Annotated in this window: 23 protein-coding genes; 16 read left to right on the top strand and 7 right to left on the bottom strand. The window is 66.9% G+C overall.

The window, feature by feature from the left end; translation table 11 throughout:
* From EEB19_RS25560 to EEB19_RS25490, 15 genes are all read left to right on the top strand, one after another.
* On the top strand, positions 1-2,399 hold a 2,399-nt coding region (locus EEB19_RS25560; RefSeq protein WP_187590137.1), incomplete at its 5' end, for an amino acid adenylation domain-containing protein.
* Positions 2,396-2,950, top strand: coding sequence for a low molecular weight phosphotyrosine protein phosphatase (locus EEB19_RS25555; RefSeq protein ID WP_262365921.1), 555 nt, complete (start codon positions 2,396-2,398; stop codon positions 2,948-2,950). The genes EEB19_RS25560 and EEB19_RS25555, both read left to right, overlap by 4 nt.
* Complete coding sequence (locus EEB19_RS25550; RefSeq protein WP_187590136.1) at positions 2,947-4,698, top strand: DUF4012 domain-containing protein; 1,752 nt, start codon at positions 2,947-2,949, stop codon at positions 4,696-4,698. The genes EEB19_RS25555 and EEB19_RS25550 overlap by 4 nt, the downstream gene beginning before the upstream one ends.
* A gap of 218 nt (positions 4,699-4,916) precedes the next feature.
* Entirely contained in the window at positions 4,917-5,792 is an 876-nt protein-coding gene (locus EEB19_RS25545; RefSeq protein ID WP_187590135.1) for a type IV toxin-antitoxin system AbiEi family antitoxin domain-containing protein, read from the top strand.
* Between the two features lie 362 nt (positions 5,793-6,154).
* The gene (locus tag EEB19_RS25540) at positions 6,155-6,985 is read left to right on the top strand and encodes an ABC transporter permease (protein ID WP_316245487.1); all 831 of its coding nucleotides are present in this window, start codon (positions 6,155-6,157) and stop codon (positions 6,983-6,985) included.
* Positions 6,982-7,749: an ABC transporter ATP-binding protein gene (locus tag EEB19_RS25535; RefSeq protein ID WP_187590133.1), complete on the top strand. Its 768-nt coding sequence runs from the start codon at positions 6,982-6,984 to the stop codon at positions 7,747-7,749. Before EEB19_RS25540 ends, EEB19_RS25535 begins: the two co-directional genes overlap by 4 nt.
* On the top strand, positions 7,742-9,355 hold the full coding sequence (locus EEB19_RS25530) for an FAD-binding protein (RefSeq protein ID WP_187590132.1): 1,614 nt from the start codon (positions 7,742-7,744) through the stop codon (positions 9,353-9,355). Before EEB19_RS25535 ends, EEB19_RS25530 begins: the two co-directional genes overlap by 8 nt.
* A complete protein-coding gene (locus tag EEB19_RS25525) occupies positions 9,352-9,711 on the top strand; it encodes a ferredoxin family protein (protein ID WP_187590131.1) in 360 nt (119 codons plus the stop codon). Before EEB19_RS25530 ends, EEB19_RS25525 begins: the two co-directional genes overlap by 4 nt.
* Positions 9,712-9,823: 112 nt before the next feature.
* Positions 9,824-10,861 (top strand): ABC transporter substrate-binding protein, encoded by a 1,038-nt coding sequence (locus EEB19_RS25520; protein WP_187590130.1) that lies wholly within the window; start codon positions 9,824-9,826, stop codon positions 10,859-10,861.
* Positions 10,862-10,894: 33 nt separating this feature from the next.
* Positions 10,895-11,983, top strand: a complete 1,089-nt coding sequence (locus EEB19_RS25515; protein ID WP_187590129.1) for an LLM class flavin-dependent oxidoreductase — start codon at positions 10,895-10,897, stop codon at positions 11,981-11,983.
* Between the two features lie 228 nt (positions 11,984-12,211).
* A complete protein-coding gene (locus EEB19_RS25510) occupies positions 12,212-12,727 on the top strand; it encodes a CinA family protein (protein WP_187590128.1) in 516 nt (171 codons plus the stop codon).
* The gene (gene nadE, locus EEB19_RS25505) at positions 12,727-13,551 is read left to right on the top strand and encodes an ammonia-dependent NAD(+) synthetase (protein ID WP_187590127.1); all 825 of its coding nucleotides are present in this window, start codon (positions 12,727-12,729) and stop codon (positions 13,549-13,551) included. Before EEB19_RS25510 ends, nadE begins: the two co-directional genes overlap by 1 nt.
* 151 nt (positions 13,552-13,702) lie before the next feature.
* Entirely contained in the window at positions 13,703-14,647 is a 945-nt protein-coding gene (locus EEB19_RS25500) for a manganese catalase family protein (RefSeq protein WP_187590126.1), read from the top strand.
* Between the two features lies 1 nt (position 14,648).
* Positions 14,649-15,512 (top strand): YhjD/YihY/BrkB family envelope integrity protein, encoded by an 864-nt coding sequence (locus EEB19_RS25495; RefSeq protein WP_187590125.1) that lies wholly within the window; start codon positions 14,649-14,651, stop codon positions 15,510-15,512.
* Entirely contained in the window at positions 15,496-16,221 is a 726-nt protein-coding gene (locus EEB19_RS25490; protein WP_262365920.1) for a CDP-alcohol phosphatidyltransferase family protein, read from the top strand. Before EEB19_RS25495 ends, EEB19_RS25490 begins: the two co-directional genes overlap by 17 nt.
* Before the next feature lie 54 nt (positions 16,222-16,275).
* On the opposite strand, the gene EEB19_RS25485 is transcribed toward EEB19_RS25490, so the two are convergent.
* From EEB19_RS25485 to EEB19_RS25460, 6 genes are all read right to left on the bottom strand, one after another.
* Complete coding sequence (locus tag EEB19_RS25485; RefSeq protein ID WP_187590124.1) at positions 16,276-17,277, bottom strand: putative zinc-binding metallopeptidase; 1,002 nt, start codon at positions 17,275-17,277, stop codon at positions 16,276-16,278.
* A gap of 242 nt (positions 17,278-17,519) precedes the next feature.
* Entirely contained in the window at positions 17,520-19,097 is a 1,578-nt protein-coding gene (locus EEB19_RS25480; protein ID WP_187590123.1) for a class I adenylate-forming enzyme family protein, read from the bottom strand.
* Complete coding sequence (locus tag EEB19_RS25475) at positions 19,094-20,449, bottom strand: MFS transporter (RefSeq protein ID WP_187590122.1); 1,356 nt, start codon at positions 20,447-20,449, stop codon at positions 19,094-19,096. Before EEB19_RS25475 ends, EEB19_RS25480 begins: the two co-directional genes overlap by 4 nt.
* A complete protein-coding gene (locus EEB19_RS25470; RefSeq protein WP_187590121.1) occupies positions 20,446-20,985 on the bottom strand; it encodes a 3-isopropylmalate dehydratase in 540 nt (179 codons plus the stop codon). The genes EEB19_RS25475 and EEB19_RS25470 overlap by 4 nt, the downstream gene beginning before the upstream one ends.
* Positions 20,982-22,259 (bottom strand): aconitase family protein, encoded by a 1,278-nt coding sequence (locus EEB19_RS25465; RefSeq protein WP_187590120.1) that lies wholly within the window; start codon positions 22,257-22,259, stop codon positions 20,982-20,984. Before EEB19_RS25465 ends, EEB19_RS25470 begins: the two co-directional genes overlap by 4 nt.
* Before the next feature lie 5 nt (positions 22,260-22,264).
* Positions 22,265-23,134 carry an oxaloacetate decarboxylase gene (locus tag EEB19_RS25460; protein WP_187590119.1) on the bottom strand — a complete coding sequence of 290 codons (870 nt, stop codon included), beginning with the start codon at positions 23,132-23,134 and terminating at the stop codon, positions 22,265-22,267.
* Positions 23,135-23,287: 153 nt separating this feature from the next.
* Between EEB19_RS25460 and EEB19_RS25455 the strand changes: the two genes are divergently transcribed.
* Complete coding sequence (locus tag EEB19_RS25455) at positions 23,288-24,079, top strand: IclR family transcriptional regulator (RefSeq protein ID WP_262365919.1); 792 nt, start codon at positions 23,288-23,290, stop codon at positions 24,077-24,079.
* A gap of 185 nt (positions 24,080-24,264) precedes the next feature.
* Here the strand turns inward: EEB19_RS25455 and EEB19_RS26790 are convergent.
* Positions 24,265-24,465 (bottom strand): hypothetical protein (locus EEB19_RS26790; RefSeq protein WP_222929977.1); only part of this gene is annotated, 201 nt, incomplete at its 5' end.

The raw sequence follows: 24,465 nt of genomic DNA, 5'->3' as shown, positions 1-24,465 counted from the left end.
GCTCGCTCCTCAGGGATCAGGAAGGGTTCGCGGGCTCGCTCCTCAGGGATCAGGAGGGGCTCGCGGGGGCGGTCCTCAGGGATGAGGGCGAGGGGCTGCTGTCGGACATCCTCGCGACGGCAGTGGCGCACCACCCGGAGCGGGTCGCCCTTGACGACGGGTCGCGGCGTCTCACCTACCGAGAGTTCGACGACTGGGTGTCGGTGACAGCGCGAACGCTGACAGCACGTGGGCTCGGTGCGGGCGATGTCGTCGCCGTCGTCGTGCCGAGATCCATCGAGTCGGTGGTGGCGCTATGGGCCGTCAGCCGGATCGGCGGCGTGTGTGTCCCGGTGGATGTCACCTACCCGGCCGCGCGCCTCGAGCAGGTGGTCACGGCAACCCGCGCGACGCTGCTCGTGCTGTCGGACCTCCCGCTGCAGCCGACCGAACCCGTTGCACCGGAGCCGATCACACGGGTATCGCCTGACGCATTGGCCTATATCATCACGACGTCGGGAACCACCGGAACACCCAACATCGTCGGGGTGCCACACCGCGGCCTTCATCGGGTCGCCGAGTTGGGCGACGTGGTCGACACCGATCGCGTCGCGATGGCCATCAGCCCCGGCTTCGATGCCACCTTCCACGACATTCTGCTGCCACTGTCGGCGGGCGCGACACTCGTCGTCGTACCCGCTGCGGTGTCCGGCGGGCGTGACCTGACCACATTCCTGCGTGATCAGCAGGTCACCGTGTTCACCGCCACGCCGTCGGTGATGCGCACCCTCGACGCACCCGACATCGGCTCGCTGCGGCTCGTGTACATCGGTGGTGAGGCGCTCACCGCCGATCTCGCCGACAGGTGGGCGCAGGTCGCGCAGGTCATCAACATCTACGGGCCGACCGAGACCTCGGTGACGGTGTCGACCGGGCCGTATGCCGGCGACGGCGTGCGCATCGGACGGCCGCGACCCGGTATCACCACTCACGTACTCGACCGCGCGCTGCGGCCGGTGCCGCCGGGTGTCGTCGGCGAGCTGTATGTCGGTGGGACCGGCGTCGCGCGTGGCTATCTGGGCGATCCCGCCCTGACCGCGGCGAGTTTCGTCGCGGGTCCCGACGGTGCCCGCTGGTATCGGACCGGCGATCTCGTGCGGTGGGATGTGGAGCGCGCCGAGCTCGTCTATCTCGGTCGGGCCGACCGTCAGGTCAAGATCCGTGGACAACGGGTGGAGCCATCGGAGATCGATGCCACCCTGGTGCTCGCCGGAGCGGAACGGGCGGCCACCGTCGTCCGCGACGGGCCGGTCGGTCCGGCACTGGTGTCGTATGTGGTCGCGCCGAACGCTTCTGCCGCCGTGCTGAGCGCGGTCTGCCGCACGCGTCTGCCACGCCACATGGTGCCCAGCCGCATCGTCGCGCTGGGCGAGCTACCGCTCACCGGCGCAGGCAAACTCGACGAGCGTCAGCTGCCGACGCCGGAATGGTCACGGTCGCAGCGAGGTCCAGGGACTCCGACCGAGCGGGCCGTCGTCGAGGCATTCGAGTCCGTGCTCAATGTCGATGTCGGCATGGACGACGACTTCTTCGGTGCCGGCGGCAACTCGCTCGCCCTGCTCTCGTTGCGCGACGAGATCCTGCGCCGGACCGGGGTCGCCGTGTCCGCGCCGCAGCTGTTCGCCCATCCGACTCCGCAGGAGATCGCGATGCTCGTCGCTGCGCCGGATCGCGCCTCCGACGACCGGATCGTTCGGCTGTCGTCGGCGGGGGCCGACGACGGAGCGCCGGTGTGGTGCGTGCACACCGCGGCCGGCGTCGTCGAGCAGTTCCGTCCTCTCGCCGATGCGCTGGCGTCGACCCCGGTGCTCGGATTGCAGCTGCCGGAGCTCGTCGACTCGTCGCTGGACATGCCGAACTCGTTGTCGGAGATGGCCGCACGTCACGTTGCGGCGCTGCGGACTGTGCAGCCCGACGGCCCGTATCGGCTCGTGGGGTGGTCGGTCGGTGGGGTCATCGCACATGAGATCGCGCGACAGCTCGTCGACGCGGGCGCCGAGGTGGCGCTGCTCGTGCTGCTCGACCCGCGCACGCCGTCGACGCTCAGCATGGTGCCGGATGATGAACTGCGCGAGAACAATCCGTTGCGGCAGGCCGTCGAGGACCGGGACCCAGCGTCGTTGCGACGATTCGACGAGCGGACGGCGACCATGACGCAGGCGGCGCGGTCGTACGATCTGCGACCGGTGCCGGTCGGCAAGGTGGTTTACGTGGCAGCCCGTGAGAACCCGGATCCCCATGCGTGGGGGCGGGCCGTCGGCGGAGCGGTGCACGTGGTGGATGTGGATGCGTCGCATGCGCGTCTGGGTGATCCCGGTGTGATGGGGCGCATCGCACGGGTCGTGGAGGAGGAGCTGTGAGTGACGTGAGTTCGGTGCTGTTCGTGTGTACCGGCAACATCTGTCGGTCGCCGATCGGTGAGCGGGTGCTGGCGAGGATGGCGGAGCGTGCCGGGGTGGCGGTGTCGTCGTCGAGCGCGGGTGTCGGTGCGATGAACGGACATGCGATGCACCCGTACGCCGTCGAGGTGCTCGACGAACACGGCTACGATGCAACGGCATTCGAGTCCCGCTATCTGCGGCCGCCGATCCTGCAGGGCGTCGACCTGGTGTTGTGTATGACCCGCGATCACCGAGCGGGGGCCCAGCAGCTGCTGCCCGTTCGATGGAAGCGTATGTTCACCGTCACCGAGTTCGCGGAACTGATCGACATCGTCGACGGCTCGACCCTCGACGAGATCATCGCCGCGCGATCGCGCATCGACACCAACTCGGCGCACCTGGACATCAAGGACCCGATGGGCCGGCCGAAGGAGGACTTCGAGCGGGTGTTCGGCGAGATCGAACCACATGTCGCCACGATCGCGAGCTGGGTCGCCCGGACCGCCGTCGCCACCGGTGATCGCCGATGACGCGGCGTGTGTTGGGCAGCCGCACATTTCAGATCGGCGCGATACTGATTGCGGTGTTGGTCGCGTTGCTGGCATGGTTGGCCTATTCGGCGTTGCAGGTGAAGGACGATCTCGAGGCGGCCCGCTCGGATGCGAGTCGGGCGCGGACGCTCGCGCTCGACGGCGACCAGAACGGTGCCCGGCAGGCGGCGCAGGCGGCCGCCGACTCCGCGTCCCGTGCGGGGGACCGGTCGCACGGAATGGTGTGGTCGGCGGCGGCGTCGGTCCCGTGGGTGGGTGCGCCGCTGAAGTCGGTGCAGCAGATGAGCGATGCCGTCGACGACCTCGCGACGCAGGTGCTCGTGCCGTCGGCGGATCTGGCGTCTGTGTTGAATCCGTCGAAGATCCGGTCCGGCGACCAGGTGAACACCGCACCGCTGCGTGCCGCGCAAACGGAACTCGCTGCGGTGGCGGAGAAGTCGACCGCCATCGCCGAGGAAGTATCGACGATCAAGCCGACGTGGCTCGGTGTCGTCGCCGATGCGCAAGGGCAGCTGCAGGAGCAGGTCGACGAAGCCGCGGCCACCTTGAACGGCACCAATGTCGCCGCGCAGCTCGTCCCGTCGATGCTCGGCGGCGACGGACCGCGTAACTACTTCCTCGCCTTCCAGACACCGTCGGAATCCCGCGGAACCGGCGGCCTCGTCGGCGGATTCGCTGTTCTCAACGCCCGCAACGGGCGCGTCACCGTGCCGACGCTCGGTGCGAACTCGACCTTCGACGACCCGGCGCGACCACAGATCGACCTCGGGGAGGACTACGACACGATCTATTCGTCGTACCGGCCCTACACCGATTTCCGCAACGGCAACCTGAGCCCGAACTTCCCGGACGCCGCGCAGATCTGGATCGCGAACTGGAAGCGGCAGACCGGTCAGCAGCTCGACGGCGCGATGGCGCTCGACCCGATCGCGCTGAGCTATGTGCTGAAGGTGACCGGGCCGGTGACGCTGCCGAACGGTGAGAAGATCACCGCCGACAACGTCGTGCCCATCACGCTGTCGACGTCGTACGAGCGTTTCGCCGGCGACAACGAGGCCCGCAAGCTGTACCTGCAGGCCATCGCGAAAGCCGTTGTGCAGCAACTGGCGGATGCCAAGGGCGACTCGGGCGACGTGCTCGAGGCACTCGGTCGAGGTGTGCACGAGCGTCGGATCATGATCTACAGCACCCATCCCGAGGAGCAGAAGGTTCTGGAGTCCACCGCTCTCGGGCACCAGATCTCCGACACGGAGTCGCCGTATCTGCAGGTCGCGCTCGGCAACGCGTCGGGCAACAAGATCGACTACTACCTCAAGCGCGACATCACCTACCGGGCCGGCGACTGCAGCGGCGACACCCGCGAGAGCACGGTGACCGTGAAGCTCACCAACACGCTCGACGACATGTCACTGCCGGACTACGTCATCGGCTCGATGGGCACCCGACTGAAGGTGCCGAAGGGGACCAGCCTCACCAACGTCGAGATGCTCACCACCAAGGGCGCTGTCGTCAAGGAGATCTCGGTCGACGGCCAGACCCCGATGTACGTCGAGCAGCCGCTGCACGGCCGCCCGTACCTGTCGACGATGGTGCGCATACCGCCGGGGGAGAGCGTCACGGTGACGCTGAAACTCGATGAGCCGACGTCGGCGGGAGCGGCCGAGGTGCCGGTGCAGCCGCTCACCGACGATCCGGCGGTGACGGTGGATGTGCCGGTGTGTTCGTGAGCGTAGATGACGGAGAACGTACCGGTCAGCGATACGTTTGACGTCATTTGCGGGGCGGGGCGGTGACCCGTTCGCGCGTCGACGGCGGCGCGACGGTAGATGACGGAGAACGTAACGGTCAACGATACGTTTGACGTCATCTGCGGGCCCGCCGACGTCGGTGGGGACGACTTGGGCGTCGGGTGGAACCGACGGGCCGCCCGCTGCGTCTGAGTTGCATGAACCTTCCTCCCGGCCTGCGCGCGCTGGCCCTCGAGCGCGACGGCGTCCTCACAGCCGCCGACATGCGTCGCCATGGCCTCAGCCGTCCAGCGGTGCAGCGGCGCATCGAGGCCGGTGATCTGATCCGGATGGCCGGCCGTGTGTATCGCGTCGCCGACCACCCACTCACGCTTCGCGCACGCGCCCGGGTGGCCACGCTGTCGGTGTCGCCGAGGGCGGCGCTCTGCGGACGGATGGCCGTGTGGTGGCACGGCATCGTCGACAACCCGCCGCCGACGATCACGGTGACGGCGCCCCGTGGGCATCACGGTGCGGTGAGGCCGGGAACGGTGATCATCCGCCGAACACTGGATCCCGTCGACATCGTCACCCACGACGGACTGCGCACGACGTCGAAGGCGCTGTCGGTGCTCGACGCCGCAGTGGAGGGCGGCATGGAGCCCATCGACCGCGGCCTCCAACAAGGGCTCGTGACAGTCACCCAGTTGATCGAGACCTTCGAGCGTCGTCGAAAGTGTGTGGGCGCGACCGAGATGGCACGGATGCTCGCGCTCGTGGACTCTGGCGCGCGATCGGAGGCGGAACGGTTGACCGTCAGCCTCTTTCGCGACGAAGAAATCACCGGGTGGGTGGCGAACCATCCGGCCGAGGGGTACGAGATCGACTTCGCATTCAACGCGCAGATGCTGGCGGTGGAGATCGACGGGCTCGCCTTTCACCGCGACGCGGTCACGTTCCAGCGCGACCGCACCAAGCGCAACGCCTTGATCGCGGCCGGGTGGACGGTCCTCAACTTCACGTGGGGCGACCTCGTCGAGCGTCGCGAGTACGTGATCGCGCAGGTTCGCCGCGCGTTGTCGGCGGCGGCGTGAGGGAGATGACGGGGAACGTAACGGTGGACGTTACGATTCCCATCACTTGTGCGCGGTTGGGGCGCACGGCGAGGCACGCGGCCCCAGATGACGGGGAACGTAACGGCCAGCGTTACGTTTCACGTCATCTGTGAGTGGGAGGCGCGCTGGCGGGCGGCTGACCGCAGGTGACGGGGAACGTATCGGCCGCCATTACGTTTCGCGTCATCTCGCGGCGGAAGGCGGTTTCGCCGCCGGTGAGTTCAATTGTTCTGGGGCGTGCCGAACGGCCGTAATGTCCAAAACGTTCCTACTCAGCCCACTCTCTAGGCGGATATCCCGTGACAGTCGAACTCGACCGCGTCGCGGCTGCCGGTCCACCCATGGTCGCGGCAGCTCCCGCGGTCCGACCGGCCGCCGATGGTCACCCTGTGCGCGCCCGACGACGTCGGCTGCGGGGCGTAACCCGCGCCCTCCGACAGTCGATCGGCCTGATCCTCGTGATCGTGATCTGGCAGCTCGGCGCGCGTTCCTGGCTGGGCGCCACCACACCCGCCCCGACGGAGGTGATCAACGCCGGATGGGATCTCATCTCCACCGGCGAACTGTGGCACCACCTTGCGGCATCCGCACGCCGCGTGGCCATCGGGCTGTCGATCGGCATCGCGATCGGACTGGTGTTGGGTGCCGCGGCAGGGCTGTTCAAGCTCGCGGAAGACCTGGTCAACGCACCTATCCAGGTGCTGCGGATGATGCCGGCGGTGGCGCTCGTCCCGGTCTTCATCATCTGGTTCGGCATTGGCGACCCGTTCAAAATCGCGTTGATCATCGTCGCGCCGATCTTCCCGATCTACCTCAACGTCCTCGCCGGGATTCGCGGCGTCGACCAGAAGCTGATCGAGGCCGCCGAGTCCCTGGAACTCACGCGTGTCGAGCTGGTGCGCTACGTCGTGCTGCCCGGCGCGCTCCCGCAGATCTTCGTCGGGCTGCGGCAGGCGCTCGGCATCGGCTGGCTGGTGCTCGTCGTCGCCGAGATGCAGACCACGCCGGTCGGACTCGGATTCCTGATGAACGACGCGAAGGAGTACCTGCGCGTCGACCAGATCTTCCTCGTCCTAGTCATCTACGCGATCCTCGGTCTGCTCACCGACATCGCCGTGCGCCTCCTGGAGCACAGGTTCCTGCGCTGGCGCAACGGATTCGAGGGACGATGAGCACCACACACGGTGTCCGCGTGCGCGGCGCGGGCCGAAGTTTCGACGACCACCAGGTCCTCGTCGACATCGACCTCACCATCGGACCCGGCGAGTTCGTGGCGCTGCTCGGCGCCAGCGGATCGGGGAAGAGCACATTGCTGCGCGGCATCGGTGGACTCGACACCGGGTTCACCGGCGAGATCGCCGCGCCGGCGTCGAAAGCCGTGGTGTTCCAGGAACACCGGCTGATGCCGTGGTTGTCGGCGTGGCGCAACGTCGCGCTCGGGTTGCGTGCCGATCGGCCGCGGCCGCGCGCTCTCGCCGCGCTCGCGGAGGTCGGTCTCGCCGACAAGGCGGACGCCTGGCCGACGACCCTCTCCGGCGGCGAGGCGCAACGGACAGCGTTGGCGCGCGCACTCGTCCGCGAGCCGGAACTGCTGCTGCTCGACGAACCGTTCGGCGCCCTCGATGCGCTGACCCGGATCACCGCGCAGAAACTGGTCGCCCGGCTCTGGGCACAGCATCGTCCGGCCACACTGCTCGTCACCCACGACGTCGAAGAGGCACTGCTGCTGGCGGATCGCGCACTCATACTCCGCGAGGGTCGGATCGCCGAGGAGATCGTCGTCGATCTCGACCGTCCACGGGCCGTCGTCGATCCCGCATTCGTCGCACTGAGATCGCGGTTGCTGGCCGGCCTCGGGGTTACCACCGACACCGACCCGCAGCGTGAGTCCCGTACCGAAACCGTCTCTGCCGATGAGGAGTTCACCCATGTCTGACGAACTAACACTGACCACCGACGTCATGGTCATCGGAGGTGGTCCAGCAGCTACCTGGGCGGCGATCAATGCGCGGGATGCCGGGGCCGAGGTGATCCTCGCCGACAAGGGTTACTGCGGATCGTCGGGGACGACGGCTCCGTCGGGCACCGGTGTCTGGTACGTCGCGCCTGACCCGGCCAAGCGTGCAGACGCCAAAGCCAGTCGCGAGACCCTCGGCGGGCACCTCGCCGACCATCACTGGATGGACCGCGTCCTCGACCAGACGTATGCGAACATGCATCGGCTCGGCACCGAGGGGCGCTATCCGTTCCCTGTCGACGCCACCACCGGCGAACCGATGCGCACCGGCCTCCAAGGTCCGGAGTACATGCGGCGCATGCGGGCGTGGGTGCAGCGACGCGGCGTTCGCATCCTCGACCACTCGCCGGTCCTCGAGTTGCTGACCGACGCCGACGGCGCGGTCCGCGGCGCCGCCGGATACCAACGCCAGTCCGACCGGGACTTCTCCATCACCGCCGGCGCCGTCGTCGTGGCCACGGGTGGCTGCGCGTTCCTGTCGAAAGCGCTGGGCAGCAACGTCGACACCGGTGACGGGGCACTCATGGCGGCCGAGGTCGGCGCGTCGTTTTCCGGGATGGAGTTCGCGAACGCCTACGCCATCGTGCCCAAGGGATCGACGGTGACCAAGACCGCCTACTACGGATACGCCACCTTCTTCCACGGCGACGGACGCATCGTCGAGGGTGCCGGTTCCATGAAGGGCCGCTCGGTCATCGCGCGAACCCTGCTGAACGAGAAGGTCTACGCACAACTCGACCGTGCCGACGAGACCGTCGCCGCCAAGATGCGGCTGGGGCAGCCGAACTTCTTCCTGCAGTTCGATCGTCGCGGTATCAACCCGTTCACCGATCGTTTCGAGGTCGATCTCCTCGCCGAGGGCACCGTGCGCGGAACCGGCGGTATCGACATCGTCGACGACGACTGCTGGACCGGCATTCCCGGTCTCTACGCCGCCGGTGATGTCGCCACTCGCGAGCGCATCTGCGGTGGATTCACTGGTGGTGGCAGCCACAATTCGGCGTGGGCGATGTCGTCGGGGAGCTTTGCCGGCGCGGCCGCGGCGCGCGCCGCCCGGACGGCCGGACGTCCGACCGCGAGTGCGGTTTCCGGGGCCGGAACCGTGGGGCTCGTGCGGCGGTCGTCGTCGGCGGCTCCCGACGAGGTTGTGCGAGCCGCTCAGGCACAGCTGATCCCGTTCGACAAGAACTACCTTCGCCACGCCGACCGGCTGCGTCCGGCGCTGGCCGAGCTCGACAATGTGTGGGCGGAGATCGCCGGAGGGGCATACGGCGCGGACACCGCAGGTGGTCGAGTCCGTGCCCGGGAGGCCGCGGCGATCACCGCCGTCGGCCGATGGATCTATCGCTCGGCTCTGGCGCGCACCGAGTCCCGGGGGATGAGCAAGCGTGACGATCATCCTGGCCTCGATCCCGCACAACACGGGCATGTACGTACCGGCGGGCTCGATGACGTGTGGGTGCGTGACGCCTCGCTTGACGCCGTGAACGCGATCGACAGCCGCAACCTGCGGGTCCCGGCATGATCGAGATCGTGGTCGCCGACGCGTGCATCGGCTGCGACAAGTGTGTCGTCGCGTGCCCGACGAACGTCTTCGATCGCGGCTCCGACGGCGTGCCGACGATCGCGCGTCAGTCCGACTGCCAGACCTGCTTCATGTGCGAGGCCTACTGCCCGACCGACGCCCTGTACGTCAGCCCATTGTCGACGCCGCTCGCGGACGAGGACGATATTCCCGCAGACCTCATCGGCAGTTATCGGGAGCGCCTCGGCTGGGGCAAGGGACGCGAACCGGGCAGCCGAACGGCCGTCGGACCGCCCATACCGCACGGGGATCCGCCACCACGATTGGTCGATGTCGGGCGCGCGGGCGCGCACTGACGACGACCCCACCCGGTAACCACCTTCACCTGTGCGGACGGCGCGAGCCGCCCGCAACCGATCCATGCCCGTTGCGTCACGTGCCGTGTGCACTCGAGAACCAGGACACATCATGTTCATTCGTCGTCACCGATCCCGATCCCGAGTCCGCCTCGGGGTTCGACTGGCCGCCACTGTCGTGGCGCTCGCCACGGCGTTCGCGGTGGTGGGGTGCGGCTCCGACACGTCGTCGACGGCGGAGCGAGACGTCATCAACACCCTCCGGGTGGGCGTGATCGGCTCGGCCAACGTGATCTCCGGACCGATCGGGTTCGCCCATCAGAGAGGCGAACTCGTCGAGGCGCTGAAGCCGTTGGGTGTGGACAAGGTCGAGGTGTTCAGCTTCCCCAACGGCCCGGACCTCAACCAGGCGCTGATCGGCGGCCGCCTCGACGTCGCCAGCTACGGTGACACCCCGGCGCTGGTCGCCAAGGGCTCGGGGCTGCAGACTCGGCTCCTCGCGATCTCGCAATTCAACAACGATGCGGGTGTCGTCGCCAAGGATCCGTCGATCCGCACGCTCTCCGACCTGGCCGGCAAGAAGATCGGTGTCCCCAAGGGCTCTTATATCGACCGGTATCTGCAAGGGGCACTGCAGGAACAGGGGATCGACGCCACGTTGATCCATCTGTATCCGGCCGATCAGGAGGGGCCGCTGAATTCGGGTGAGATCGACGGTGCCGCGTTGCCTGCGGTCATCCCGTCGGTATCGTTGCAGACGTTCGAGTCCAAGGGCTTCCACCTCGTCGACTCGGTCTACCGCGATCATCCCGACCTCGCCGGCACCAGCGCCACCGTCAGCAGCGAGCAGTTCCTCGCGAAACATCCCGCCTTCGGCGCCGCATGGCAGCAGTTGCACGCCGAGTCGGTGCGCTACGCCAAGGAACACTGGAACTCCTACCTCGACTTCGAGGTCGGGAACTCCAAAGCCGCGCCGGAGTCGATCCGCGCCGCCGCCAACCCGGACGGCTACTCCGAGGAACCGTTCCCGGCCGCCGGCGTGAAGCTACTCCAGGGCACGAAGGCATTCCTGGTGTCGAACAACAGTGTTCGTACCGATTTCGACCTCGACGACTGGTTCTATCGATCGTCGTCGGCCGACAAGTCCTGACCATCTGAGTTCACAGGCATTGAGGAGACACCGATGACGGCACCTGTCAGTGAACCCCGCTTCGGCGTGTGGGCCAATGTCTACGGGACGTGGGCATCGGCCCATCACCCTGACGATCCGGTCGATGCTTCGTGGGAACGGAACCTCGCACTCATCCAGCGGGCCGAGGAGCTCGGCTATCACAGCACGCTGATCGCCCAGCACCTGATCAACCCGTTCGCGCAGGATTGGGATCAGCTCGAGACGTGGACGGCGACAGCCGCTCTGGCGGCCGCGACGTCGAAGATCGAACTGATCGCCGCGATCAAACCATTGCTGTTCCATCCGGTGGTCCTGGCCAAGCAGGCTGCCAACATCGAGGAGATCTCGGGAGGCAGACTGTCGCTGAACGTCGTCAACGCGTGGTTCAAACCTGAGATCGAGCGCGCCGGAATCGCTTTCCCCGAGCACGACGACCGCTACGGGTATGGCACCGAGTGGCTCAGCATTGTCCGAAGGCTGTTGAGTGGCGAGGTGGTCAACCACGAGGGGCGCCACTTCAGCATCGACGGCTACCAGATCAGTCCGACCGGCCGCTTTCGGGACCGCCCGCAGATCTATGTGGGCGGTGAGTCCGAGCCAGCGCGCGATCTCGTGGCCGCGCAGGGTGACGTATGGTTCATCAACGGTCAGCCGTTGGAGAACGTCAACGCACTGATCGACAGTGTCGCAACGCGACCGCGCGTCGGGACCGCAGTGCGGTTCGGGCTGGCGGCGTTCGTCATCGCACGCCCCGACGCCGAGGCCGCACAGGAGGAACTCGCGTATCACTGGTCGCTGAACGAACACGATCAGCAGTACCTGCAGAACATCGTCGGTGGTGCGGACGAGAAGGCGGTCATGTTCCAGACGTTCGCCAAGTATCCGGCGATCGGCACCAACGGTGGGACGGCGGCCGGTCTGGTCGGCTCGTATGACGAGGTGGCGGAGCGGATCGTGGAGTTCCACCGTGCGGGGATCGAAACGTTCATGCTGCAGTTCCAGCCGTTCGAGGCGGAGATGGAACGGTTCGCAACCGAGGTGATCCCGAGAGTGCGGGATCTGTCGGCGGCGCCGGTGGCACGGTCGGTGGTCGTCGGCTGAGGTCGGGTCGGAGCTTCCCTGAAACCCCCAGCGGCAGCCGTTTGCCGCGTCGACCGTGTGGAGATGACGGCGAACGTAACGGTCAGCGTTACGTTCGACGTCTTCTGACCGATTGATACCCGGGAACGGAATGCTGAACAAGCTGAGGAGGGTTCGGCGGACGGTTTCGCGACCGTGCAGGTGGGTAACCGGTCGGGATGAGTGAGTTCGTCGACGGCAGGTGTGAACATGGTCGCTGACCCGGAGGACCGCGTACCGACAGATGATCAGGTGTGCGATTCATGCGAGACGTTGGCCGAGAGAGCCGGTCGTGACGGTTTCACGGTCGCGACCGCGGAGTCGCTGACGGCCGGCAACCTCGCCGGACACCTCGGACGGGCGACCGCCTCCGGCGACTGGTACTGCGGCGGTGTGGTGGCCTATCGCAAGGAGGTCAAGCACGCCGTACTCCACGTACCGGAAGGGCCGGTCGTGAGTGAGCAGGCTGCTCGGGCGATGGCGTCGGCGACAGCGGAGTTGATGGGCGCCGACATCGCGCTTGCGGTGACCGGCGAGGCCGGCCCGGAGACGCAGGAGGCCGTCCCGCCGGGCACGGTCTGGTTCGGCATCTGCGCCGACGGAGACGTCCGGGCAGAACACCACCGATTCGAGGGCGAACCACCGGACATCCTGGCCAGAACCATCGGGACAGGCCTCGACCTGCTTCTCGCGGCCGCCGACCGACGACAACGACAGGAGCGCTGATGAGCGGTCTCGACGACGAGATCCGGCAGGAGCTGCACGCCGCGCCGAGGATCGATCCGGCCGAGGAGATCCACCGACGGACGTCGTTTCTGGTCGACTACCTCCGAAGCACCCCCGCCCAGGGGTTCGTGCTGGGCATCAGTGGCGGCCAGGACAGCACACTCGCCGGACGGCTGGCCCAACTCGCCGTCGACCGCATCCTCGAGGAAGGCGGTGACGCGGAGTTCATCGGAGTCCAGTTGCCGTACGGACGACAGTCCGACCAGTCCGACGTAGACGTGGCACTCGAGTTCATCGCGCCGACGAGCAGTTGCGTCATCGACATCAAACCGGCCGTCGACGCCTCGGTGGCCGCTGCCGCACAGGGACTCGGCGTCGACGAGATCCGCGACTTCGTCCGCGGCAACGTCAAGGCCCGTCAACGGATGATCGCGCAGTACACGATCGCCGGACAACGCAACCTGCTCGTCGTCGGAACTGATCATGCAGCCGAGGCGGTCACGGGCTTCTTCACCAAGTACGGCGACGGCGGCAGCGACATCAATCCGCTCGCCGGTCTGACCAAGAGTCAAGGCGCACAACTACTCCGACACCTCGGCGCGCCGGAGAGCACGTGGCAGAAGGTGCCGACCGCCGACCTCGAGGACGATCGGCCGGCACTCCCCGACGAGGAGGCCCTCGGAGTGTCCTACGCCGACATCGACCGCTACCTGCAGGGCGAAGACGTCGACGGCACGGCCGCCGAGATCATCGAGTCCACCTATCTGCGTACGCGCCACAAGCGCGAACTGCCGGCGAGTCCGTTCGACGACTGGTGGCGGTGACGACGCTGCCTCCCAGCGCGTCCGGGCGGGGGCGCCGGATGTTTGCCGACGATCACGCGGGGTAAGTCCTCTGAACCGTTCACTTCCAGCCAGCGGAGAACAATCGGTGCATCCACTCCCGCTGAGGGAGAAACGGTATCGGAGGAAACCTGTGTATCTGCACACCCAAGAACTCATCAACGAGATCGCCGTCGACGAACCGGATCCTGCTGCGGCGAACGCACTCCAGGAAGGACTGGGCGGCCAGTTCGGCGAGATGCGGACGATGATGCAATACCTCTTCCAGAGCATCAACTTTCGTGGCGACCCCGCCTCGAAACCGTATCGAGATCTGCTGCAGGGAGTCGGCACCGAGGAGATCAGCCACGTCGAGCTCATCGGGACCACGATCTCTCAGCTCCTCGACGGATCGCCGGAATACAACGGCAAGAAGACCGACCCGGTCGACAAGCCGGGTGCCAAGGGGGCGACACCCCTGAACATCGCCCTGGACACGAGCAACATCCATCACTACCTCGTCGGTGCGCAGGGCGCGCTACCGGTCGACGCGGCCGGTAACCCGTGGTCGGGTTCCTATGTGTACAACAGCGGGAACCTGGTGCTCGATCTGCTGTACAACCTCATGCTGGAGTCGACGGGCCGACTGCAGAAATGTCGCATCTACGAGATGACCGACAACAAGACGGCTCGCTCGACGATCGCCTACCTGATCGTCCGTGATCAGGCGCATGAGAATGCTTTCGCCAAGGCACTCGAGAGCCTGGGGGTGAACTGGGGTTCGGTGCTGCCGATCCCGAAGACCAACGCCGAGCGTTTCCCCGAGGTCAAGAAACTCGTCGACCAAGGTCTGCAGAGCATCCAGTACACATTCAGCGCAGATGACAAGAGTGAAGCGGCGAAACTGTTCCGCGGAGCGTCGCCGTCGAATGACGGGACCGAGTTGAGTACCGCGGTAATGCCGGAGGGCTCTCCGATCACCATCTCGCCGGACCGTCGGGAGGAGTTCGCTCCCGGCCTGGACAAAGACCTCCTCGCCCTGATCCAGGCGACCGCCGAGGTCGAGATCGCTGCGGCCGACGAGGCCGGCGCGTCGTGAGGTGACCGAGACCGACGAGGCGGTCGGACGGTCACAGGCTCTTGTGACCGTCCGTTCTGTCTCGTCGAGAACGCGGAGGATACTGGCGAGAGGCGATCTCGCCGGAGCCGCAGCCACACTGACGTACTTCGCGGCGATCGCCGTCGTGCCCTGGGCGGTGCTGGCCATCTGGTCCACCACGTGGGTGTTCGGCGTGGGCGGCGCTGAGCAACGCTGGTCGCAGCTTCGCGCTCTGATCCCGCCGGAAATGGGTGCGCGCCCGGTGTTCGACGAACTCGTCTCGGCGGCAACGCATCTCGATGTGCTCGGAGCAATCGTGCTGTTGTTTCCCGCCTCGTTCTACGGTGAGGGACTACGCCGGGCGTGTCTTCCGTTCTGCCCGGACCGCGATCGATTCACCGGCTGGCGTGCCCGCGCTGCGATCCTGGTGTTGTTGCCGGCTGTTCCGGCGGTCGGGTTCACCTATCTGGCCATGGGCACGGTGATGACGCAATGGACCGGCGACAACGGTGGCGGTGGAACAGCCGACCTGGTGGCCCGGATCGTCGTCGGCTACATGACTGTGTGGGTTCTGCTGTCGGTGGTTCTCTCCTGGGTGTACTCGAGGGTGACGCCCGGAGCGCCGTCGAACGTCTCTGCCGTCGTCGGTGGAGTCGGGACGGCGTCGTTCGTCGCCGGTTTCGTGCAGGGCTTTTCACTGTTCTTGTCGTTGGACATCGACGTCGGGATCCCGTACGCCGGGCTGCGGGCGATCGGCGGGGTCGTCGCAGTGGGTTTGTGGCTGTACGTACTGCACGTTCTCGTCGTCGTCGGATGGGCATTCGTGCAAGCAGTGGAGGAGGAGCGCCATGCTCATGTCGGATGAGTCGGCCGACCGAGAGGCGACCTACGACGACTGGTCACGGATGCACGGGCACATCGATCCGCGAACGTCCGTATGGATCAAGGGGTGGGTGGTGCTGAGCCACCGGATCGCCCGTCCGTTGAGTCGACTCGGCGTGTCCCCGAATGTGATCACGGTCTGCGGAGTCGTCCTGACGATGACGGCGGTCGGCATCGCGACCGCGGGACGGTGGTGGCCCGCCCTCGCCGCACTGCTCATCGTCGTCGGTGCCGTCCTCGATGGTGTGGACGGAGCCCTTGCTGCGCAACGACACTCGACCGGCGGGTGGGGAACAGTCCTCGATACCCTCGCCGACCGGTGTTGCGACCTGCTGCTCGTGGCGATGCTGATCCTGCTCGGAGCGCCTCTGTGGAGCGGCATCGTCATCGGCGTCGCGACGCTGCTGCTGGAATCCGTGCGTGCCACTGCGCAGACGACGGGCATGGTGGGTCCCGGGACACTCACTGTGTGGGAGCGGCCGTCGCGGGTGGTGCTGGCGGTTCTCGGAGCGGCGGGCGCGGCCGTCCTCTGGTGGGCGGGCGGCTGGTCGGCGGGACGATTCGGTATGACGCCCGACCCACGTCTCTACGTGACCGGGCTTGGTGCGCTCGGTGCGGTGCTGTCGGTCGTCGGGCTGATCCAGCTGCTCGTCGCCATCCGTCCGCGTGTGCGTGACCTCCCGCAGCGGTAGCATCCCGTATCGCTCAGCACGACAGGATGCTACCGCTGCGAATGGGGGGTGAGCTCAGCTCGACGGCATCAGGTTGTGAACGAAGCGAATCTTGTCGAGCACCTTCGGCGGCAGCACGAACGGATACAGGTCCGGGTGGCCCATCGACCGGTTGATCTGGTTGAGTGCCCAGGTCAGCGGCAGCCACCAGTCGACGACCTGATCGAATCCGACGTCGCCGGGAAGCACGCTGTCGAGCGTCGACCCCGCGGGTGCCATTGCGAACGCGGCGGCCGTGTCGAGGGTGTCGCGGATGTGCAGGTAATGCGCGAAGGTCTCGGCGAAGTCCTCGGCCGGGTGCATCGTCGCGTACGACGACACGAAGTCCTGCGGCCAGCCCTCCGGCGCCCCCTCGGAGTAGTGCCGGTCCAGAGCGGCCTGGTAGTCGTCGTCGGGGTTGCCGAACAGTTCCTCGAAGCGTGGTCGGACCGCGTCGTCGATGAGCACGAGTTGGTAGTAGTGGCCGATCTCGTGGCGGAAGTGGCCGAGCAGAGTGCGGTAAGGCTCATCGAGTTCGACACGCATCTGTTCGCGATGGACGTCGTCGCCCTCGGCGAGATCGAGAGTGATCAACCCGTTGGCATGGCCGGTGATGACCGACTGCTCCGAACTGGACAGCAGGTCGAAGGCCAGTCCGGTCTCTGGGTTCTCGTCGCGGCCGATGATCGGCAGCTTCAACTCGTCGAGTTCCAGGATGAGCCGGCGTTTCGCGGTCTCGGCGCGTCCGTACTCGATGCGGGCCTCGACGTCGGTCTCCGGCGGGATGGTGCGGGTGAGGCGGCACGACTCGCACAGCGTCGGCGTTCCCGTCCACTTCACCAGCCAGTTGCATTGGGCGATCTTGGTGTTCTCGCACCGTTCGACGAGGGTGCCGTCGATCGTGGTCTGCTCTTTCTCGTCGAGGTCGTAGATCGACCGGGTCGCGAGCCAGAAGCCCAATTCCTTCCCGCAGTGCAAGCACTTGCTGTTCTCGAACGACAGCCGTTGGCCGCAGTTGTGGCAGAGGAAGTCTCGCATCGTGGTCGTCGCTTTCTGGAGAGCAGGGTGTGAGGGTCAGTACCCGACGGGTCGGCCCGTCAAACCCCATGATCCACGACTCATGGTTCGGCGCGCATGCGAGGCACGCCACAGCCACATGGGCCCCGCCCATCCACATGGGGAATCACCTGTGTGGATGTCGGTCCCCATTGGATGGGGGACGGCGATGCGAGACGAGAAGGGCGGCGCGCTACGAGGATGCGCGCGAGGGACGACGACGCTCAGGACTCGGGGCTGCGCAGCAACCGCCGCTGGATCTTGCCGGTCTGCGTCTTCGGCAGGTCGTCGACGAACTCGACCCGCCGCGGTCGCTTGTACGCCGCGAGACGGTCACGGGCGAAATCGATCAGTTCGGCGCCGGACACGGTGAATCCTTCACGCACAGACACATACGCGACGACGGACTCGCCCTGATAGTCGTCGGGGACGCCGACGACGGCCGCCTCGAGCACGGCCGGATGCTCGTAGAGGACGTCTTCGACCTCGCGCGGCCAGACCTTGTACCCGGACACGTTGATCTGGTCCTTCATGCGGTCGACGATGTACACCCATCCGTCGTCGTCGATCATCGCGACGTCGCCGGTGTGGAGACGACCGCCGGGGATCGCCGCAGTGGAGGCGTCGGGGTTGCGCCAGTAGCCGCTGATGATCTGCGGTCCGGACAACACCAACTCGCCCTCCGCTCCGGGGCCGAGTGGCCGGTCGTCGGCGTCGACGACGACAGCGTGCACGCCGTCGAGCGGCTTTCCGACCGACAACGTGCCCCGGTCCGGCTCGGCGGGTGCGATTGTCCCCGGCGCGACCGCGATCACCCCGGACGACGTCTCGGTCATGCCGTAGGCATTGTGGATGTAGCGCCCGAAGCGTTCCTGGAACCGGATGACCGTGCTCTGCGGAACCGGCGCCCCGCCGCTGAACAGGCTTGTGGCCGAGGCGAAATGGTCGGGCTGCGCGTGCGGTGAGTTCATCATCGCGGTGAAGGCGGTGATCGAGCCGATGGTGTAGGTGACGCGGTGATCCCGGATCGCGTCGAGAGCCGCATCGGGCGCGAATCGGCCGGCCAGGACGAGCTCGGCCCGTTGCACGAGCGGCAGCGCGCCGAGCAGCACGGCACCGGTGATGTGGAACAACGGGGCCAGGGCGAATGCGACGCTTCCGCTGCCGATTCCGCCGAGACGAGCGAACGACGACGCGACCGCCATGATGTTGGCGTGCGAGTTCATCGCTCCCTTCGGCGGCCCGGTGGTGCCGGAGGTGTAGACGAGCAACGCGATGTCGTCGCCGGTGACGTCCACCGCCGGTGGCCGACCGCCGATGTGCCGGTGCACCAGGGTCATCAGTTCGTCGTCGGTCGGATCGAACGAGTCCGAGGTTCCGATCACCCACGGCGCGGATCCCGCCGTGAGTGATGCTCGGACCCGTTCCACGTCGCGGTCGCCGGCGATGATCCCGACCGGCTCCGCGTCATCGACGATGCCGTGGAGTTCACGGCCGAAATACATCGGATTGATCAGCACACCGATCGCACCGAGTTTCCACAGCGCGACGAAGATCAGGGCGTACTGCGGGACGTTCTGCAAGTGGACACCGACCCGGCTGCCCTTGTCGACGCCTCGCTCGCTCAGTGCGTCGGCCAGAGCATCGGCCAGGTCGTCGACCTCACGGACCGTCAGTTTCCGGTCACGGTAGGCCAGGGCCGGCGCGTCGGGTTCATCGCGAACCCGACGCGCCCAGGCCTCGGCGAGGGTGTCGTCGACGATGACGTCCTCCGATCCTCGCGGCGACAATGCCGTGGTCATGCCGGTAGCGCGTCCCGGCTCGTCTCACGGATGCTGAGCAGGGTGATCGCACCGATGAGGCACACACCCACCACCCAGTATGCGGGTGACATGCTGCTGCCGGTCGATTCCACCAGTTGGGCAGCCACATACGGCGCGGTTCCGCCGGCAGCGATGGTGCCGATGTTGAAGCCCAGGGAGACACCGGTGTATCGGGTGGCGCGGGGGAAGAGTTCGGTGAACAGCGGGAACGCGGGCACCTGGACAACGCCGTTGAGTGTCATGTACACGAAGTAGACGAGCCCGACCACGACGATGCTGCCGGTGGCGCCGAGGATCATGAAGGCGGGCAACGCGATCACGATGAACGCCACGTAGCCGAAGAGCAACACAGGTTTCCTCCCGAAACGGTCGGTCATCATGCCGCTGACGGGGAACGTCGCACAGGCGAGGGCGATCGCGATCGCCGACGTCCAGTACACGGAGTCCTTGGAGAAACCGAGATCGTTGATCAGGTACACGCTGAAGTAGGTGAGGCCGATGTAGCCGGACCCGTTCATGGCGATGGCGATACCGATGACCTTGAGGACCGACAGCGGATTGTTGCGGACGACGTCGAGCAGCGGACTCTTGGTGACCTCCTGGTTCTCGGCCATCTCCTCGAACTCTGGGGTGTCCTCCAGCTTCAGCCGAACGCGCAGGCAGATCAGGGCCAGCGGCAGGGCCAACAGGAACGGGATACGCCAACCCCACGATTCCATCTGCTCGTCGGTGGTGAGCAGCGCGATCATGCCCACCACGGCGGCGGCGACGGCGAATCCCAGCGTCGAACCGATCGGGGTGAACGACCCGAAGAATCCGCGACGGTTCGGCGGTGCCGACTCGGCGATGTAGGTGGCCGCTCCGCCGACCTCACCGCCGGCCGAGAATCCTTGGGCCAGTCGAATCATCACCAGCAGGATCGGTGCGAGGACGCCGACCGCCGAATGGGTCGGCAGCAGTCCGAGGACGCCGCAGGCGATACCCATGCACACGACGGTCGCCACCAACGCGGATCGTCGGCCCTTTCGATCTCCGAGACGGCCGAAGAAGATGCCGCCCAGCGGGCGCGCGACGTAGGCCACGCCGAACACGGCGAGGGTGGCGAGGATCGAGACGCCGGGACTGTCGGACGGGAAGAAGAGCGGCGCGATGACGACGGCCAGGAATCCGTAGACGGCGAAGTCGTAGTACTCGATCAGCGTGCCGACCCCGCCGGCGATGGCAGCGCGGCGCGCCATCTCGGGCGAGCGGGTCGGCTGTGCCGAGTCTGCTGCGCCACGTCCGTCGGAAGCGGGGCCCTCTGCCCGGATGGGGCGTTCCACGTTGGTCATTGTGTCAGTCCTTGTCGTACGGGTGAGTGTTCGGCGAGCAGCAGCTCGTACGATCCGCCGGCCTCGATGATTGCCACCGTGCGGGGGTTGGGTGCATGTCCGACGAGGTCGGCGCCGCGTCCGGTGCGCAGGTGCGCCGCACGCCAGTCGAGTGAGACGGTGTCGTCGAGCGCCACCGCCGACGACACACCGGGGATGGTGATGAGCGGCATGCCGTTGAACGTCTCCCCGCGCCAGAAGCCCGGGGAGAACGACTCGGCGACGATCGCGGTGATCCCCGCGTTGCGCAGCGCCACCATCGGCGGATAGTGCGGATGGCCGTAGCCGAAGTTGCGTCCGCCGACGATGATGTCGCCGGGACGGACGCGGTCGACGAATCCCGGGTCGTAGGCCTGCATGCACACCGAACGCAGATGATCGGGGTCGTAGGACTTGATGTTGGACACCCCGACGACGAGGTCGATGTCGAAGTCGTCGCCGAAGATCCAGGCGACCCGTCCGTCGATGATGTCGGGAGGCGGTGGGTAGGCGCTCATCGGGCGGCCTCCATGCGCTGTGCCTGGACGGATTCGACGATGGTGCCGCTCACCGCGCTGGCCGCGACGGTGTACGGCGAGCCCATGTAGATGTTGGCGTCCGGGCTGCCCATGCGTCCCGAGATGTTGAGGACGCCGGTGGAGATGCAGTTCTCGCCGGGCTGCAGCGGCTGCTGATAGCCGAAGCAGAAGTCGCAGCTGGAGATGGCGATCTTCGCGCCTGCCGAGCGCAGGACGTCGAGGATGCCCTCGTCCTCGGCCTGCTGCAACACTTTTCGGGAGGTCGGGACGACGTTGAGTTCGACGGTGGGGGCGACGGTCTGGCCGTCGAGGACCAGCGCTGCCGCGCGCAGATCCTCGATCCGGCCGCTGGCGCAGGAACCGATGAACGCGCGGGTGATCGGTGTGCCGGCGAGTTCGACGGCGGTGGCGGTGTTGCCGCTGCGGGCCGAGCCCGGCCGGACGACCCGGGGCACGAGCGTGCTCAGGTCGATCTCGTAGCGGGCCGCGTACTCGGCGTCGGCGTCGGGGTAGACGGGCTCGAAGTCCCGTCGCGCGACGTCACGTGCGTAGGCCATCGACATCTCGTCGGGCTCGAACACCGCCGAGACCGCACCGCTGAACATGGCCATGCCGCACAGTCCCTGGCGATGATCGATCTTCATGCTCGCGGCGCCGGGGCCGCCGAATTCCATCACCTGATGGGCGCAGCCGTCGGCGCCGACCATCTCGATGATGGTGTGCACGAGGTCGCGGCTGTCGACGCCGTCGGGGAACTCGCCGACGAGATCGAAGCGGGTCGTCGCGGGGATGTCGACGTGGATGCGGCCGGTCACCCAGGCCTCGATGAGGTCGCGCCGGATACCCCAGCCCAGGGCGTTGAACGCGCCGACCCCGCTGATGTGGCCGTCGAAATGCACCAGGAAATCGCCGGGTATGGCGAGGCCGAGTTCGGCGGTCAGCTGGTGGCCGATTCCCTGACCCTCGTGCAGCTCGATGCCGTAGAACTCGCACCAGTCGCGGGTCACCTGGTGGACCTCGTCCTCGCGCTCGTTGTTCTTGGTGAGCATGTGGTCGATGAACACGATGTAGCGGCTCGGGTCGTCGAGCTCGGTGATGCCGAAGTCGTCGCGCATCTGCCGGAACATGACGTCGGTGTAGCCGGGGAAGTCGTAGGCGATCATGCGTGCCGGGCGCACCGCGTGGTTCTCGCCGGCCCGGACGTGCTGATCGGTGGCGCGGGTGAGGATCTTCTCGGTGATCGTCTGTCCCATCGCGATCACCGGGTCCGCTCGGCGGGAAGGTACTTACGCTGCATCGCTTCCACGTCGGAGAAGCCGATCATGTCGACGAAGTCGTGGTGCGCCAGCGCGTCTTTGCTCACCTCGGCGGGTGGCTCGCCGGCGGCCAGGCGGCGCAGGGCGGTCTGCATCGCCCCGGTGGCGGCCAGCAGGATCTGCGTGGGCAGCAGTGCCAGGCGCACCCCGATCCTCTCGAGGACGTCCGGCGTGAAGTCGCGCTCGGTCCAGGTCGATGCGGTCAGCGTCGCCATCAGGGGCACGCCCACCTCTGTGTGGCACCGCTCCCACTCGTCGATGGACGCGAATGTCTTCGTGACGGGCATGATCATGTCGGCGCCGGCATCCACGTAGGCCTTGGCCCGCGCGATCGCGTCGTCGCCCCGTGCGTCGGTGCGGGCGATGAGCAGCACGTCGTCGGGGATGGCATCGCGCACCGCGCGGATCTTGCCGCTGGCCTCGGCGACCGTGATGAGGTCGACCGGGTCGCCGACGCAGATCGGGCAGGACTTGGGCGAGACCTGGTCCTCCATGAACATGCCCTGCACGCCGGCCTCGACGAACTTCGTCGCGGTCCGTGCCGCATTGACGGCGTTGCCGTAACCGGTGTCGATGTCGGCGACCAGGGGCAGATCGGAGGCCGCGTGGATGGTGCGGACCGCGTCGAGGTTCTCGCTCATCGTGTAGAGCTCGGCGTCGGGGAGGCCGAGCCCGGCCGAGATCGCGAAGCCCGAGGCGCACAGTGCGCTGAAACCGGCCTGGTCAGCGAGGCGGGCGGTGAGTCCGTCCCAGACCCCGGGCGCGTAGACGAGTCCACGGTTCGTCAGTTCCTTGAGTGAGGCTGCACTCATGTGATGTACTCCGTTCCGTAATGCGGAATGCATTTCGCATCTCGATACGAACGGTAGGGTGGGCTGCGTCACAAGTCAAGCCATGGCCGTTGGAGAAGGGTTCGTAAGATGTCGATACCGATCGCGCACCGACACACGAGGGGGAGGCCGTCAGTGGCAACACCTGCTGATTCCGGCAATCAGTCGAACAGGGAGGTCGTCGGTGCCGTGTTGAAGGCATGTTCGCTGCTGGAGCACTTCGGCGCCGACCGTCCCACCTGGACGTTGAACGAACTCACCACGGTCAGCGGGATGAACAAGACGACGGTCCACCGGCTCATGGCGACTCTCATCCATGCCGGGTGGGTCGACCGCACCGACGAGGGTGCCTATCGAATCGGGTTGCGTGTGTTCGAGATCGGGTCGTCGGCGCTGGAGGAGCTCGACATCCGTTCTGCGGCAAAGCGGTACATGAACGAACTCGCCGATGCGTTCGGCGACACGGCCTATCTCATGGTGCCCGCCGAGCAGGGGGCGGTGTGCATCGACCGGGTCGAGGGTGCGAACACCCTCGTGGTGGCGGGGATCAACGTCGGAACCGTGCTTCCCTACCATGCGGCGGCCGGGCCGACCGTCATGCTCGCGTACTCGGAGGAGTTGCGGGACAGGTGGATTCACGATGATCTGCCGGCATTCACGGACCGGACGCTGGTCGATGCGACTGAGTTGCGTTCCCATCTCGACGTCGTGCGGCGCGAGGGCTACTCACTGAGCAACTCCGACTACCTCGACGGCGTGGCCGCGGTGGCCGCACCCATCGTCGACCGATCGGGCGCGCTGATCGCATCCATCAGCATCGGCGGTCGCGTCGAGGCATTCGTGGGGGATGATCTGACCGCGAAGGTCGACCGGGTGCGCGACGCCGCGGCGCGGATATCCACTGTGATGCAGTCGATTCCGGAGTAGATGGTCGGGATTGTCAGGGTGGTCTCGGCTCGGTCGGAGGGGAGAAGCCCGTCCACATAGGGATCACCTGTGTGGAGGTCAGCTCTGCTGGTGCGTGCCGCCGACGGCAAGGGGCGGGGACGTAGAGGCGGCGGGTGAGGTCCGCATGAGAGTCACGAGAGAGCGCCGATAAGTGGATAATCCACTCATCGATGCTCTGAGGTGACCCTGATGCGGGCCGTCGTCGGGGGCGGGTGGCGGTCCGGGACGCCGGGGGCACGATCGGCGAGATTCTGGGCACGATCGGCGATATCTGGGGCACGGTCGGCGAGTCGGTGAGTGGGCGAGTCGGCGGCTTCGGTGGCGGGGTTCGGGATGTGGGGCACGATCGGCGAGGTTTTGGGCAC

It is taken from the genome of Gordonia sp. OPL2 (genome assembly GCF_003797825.1).
Taxonomy (GTDB): Bacteria; Actinomycetota; Actinomycetes; order Mycobacteriales; family Mycobacteriaceae; genus Gordonia.
Note: the sequence above shows the minus strand (reverse complement) of the source record. Positions and strands in the feature narration are given on the sequence as shown.

Bases quoted from the DNA above. Each gene is read 5' to 3' on its own strand.
- EEB19_RS25550 (WP_187590136.1), top strand. From the start codon at position 2,947: ATGACGCGGCGTGTGTTGGGCAGCCGCACATTTCAGATCGGCGCGATA.
- EEB19_RS25545 (WP_187590135.1), top strand. From the start codon at position 4,917: ATGAACCTTCCTCCCGGCCTGCGCGCGCTGGCCCTCGAGCGCGACGGC.
- EEB19_RS25540 (WP_316245487.1), top strand. From the start codon at position 6,155: ATGGTCGCGGCAGCTCCCGCGGTCCGACCGGCCGCCGATGGTCACCCT.
- EEB19_RS25535 (WP_187590133.1), top strand. From the start codon at position 6,982: ATGAGCACCACACACGGTGTCCGCGTGCGCGGCGCGGGCCGAAGTTTC.
- EEB19_RS25530 (WP_187590132.1), top strand. From the start codon at position 7,742: ATGTCTGACGAACTAACACTGACCACCGACGTCATGGTCATCGGAGGT.
- EEB19_RS25525 (WP_187590131.1), top strand. From the start codon at position 9,352: ATGATCGAGATCGTGGTCGCCGACGCGTGCATCGGCTGCGACAAGTGT.
- EEB19_RS25520 (WP_187590130.1), top strand. From the start codon at position 9,824: ATGTTCATTCGTCGTCACCGATCCCGATCCCGAGTCCGCCTCGGGGTT.
- EEB19_RS25515 (WP_187590129.1), top strand. From the start codon at position 10,895: ATGACGGCACCTGTCAGTGAACCCCGCTTCGGCGTGTGGGCCAATGTC.
- EEB19_RS25510 (WP_187590128.1), top strand. From the start codon at position 12,212: ATGGTCGCTGACCCGGAGGACCGCGTACCGACAGATGATCAGGTGTGC.
- nadE (WP_187590127.1), top strand. From the start codon at position 12,727: ATGAGCGGTCTCGACGACGAGATCCGGCAGGAGCTGCACGCCGCGCCG.
- EEB19_RS25490 (WP_262365920.1), top strand. From the start codon at position 15,496: ATGCTCATGTCGGATGAGTCGGCCGACCGAGAGGCGACCTACGACGAC.
- EEB19_RS25485 (WP_187590124.1), bottom strand. From the start codon at position 17,277: ATGCGAGACTTCCTCTGCCACAACTGCGGCCAACGGCTGTCGTTCGAG.
- EEB19_RS25480 (WP_187590123.1), bottom strand. From the start codon at position 19,097: ATGACCACGGCATTGTCGCCGCGAGGATCGGAGGACGTCATCGTCGAC.
- EEB19_RS25475 (WP_187590122.1), bottom strand. From the start codon at position 20,449: ATGACCAACGTGGAACGCCCCATCCGGGCAGAGGGCCCCGCTTCCGAC.
- EEB19_RS25470 (WP_187590121.1), bottom strand. From the start codon at position 20,985: ATGAGCGCCTACCCACCGCCTCCCGACATCATCGACGGACGGGTCGCC.
- EEB19_RS25465 (WP_187590120.1), bottom strand. From the start codon at position 22,259: ATGGGACAGACGATCACCGAGAAGATCCTCACCCGCGCCACCGATCAG.
- EEB19_RS25460 (WP_187590119.1), bottom strand. From the start codon at position 23,134: ATGAGTGCAGCCTCACTCAAGGAACTGACGAACCGTGGACTCGTCTAC.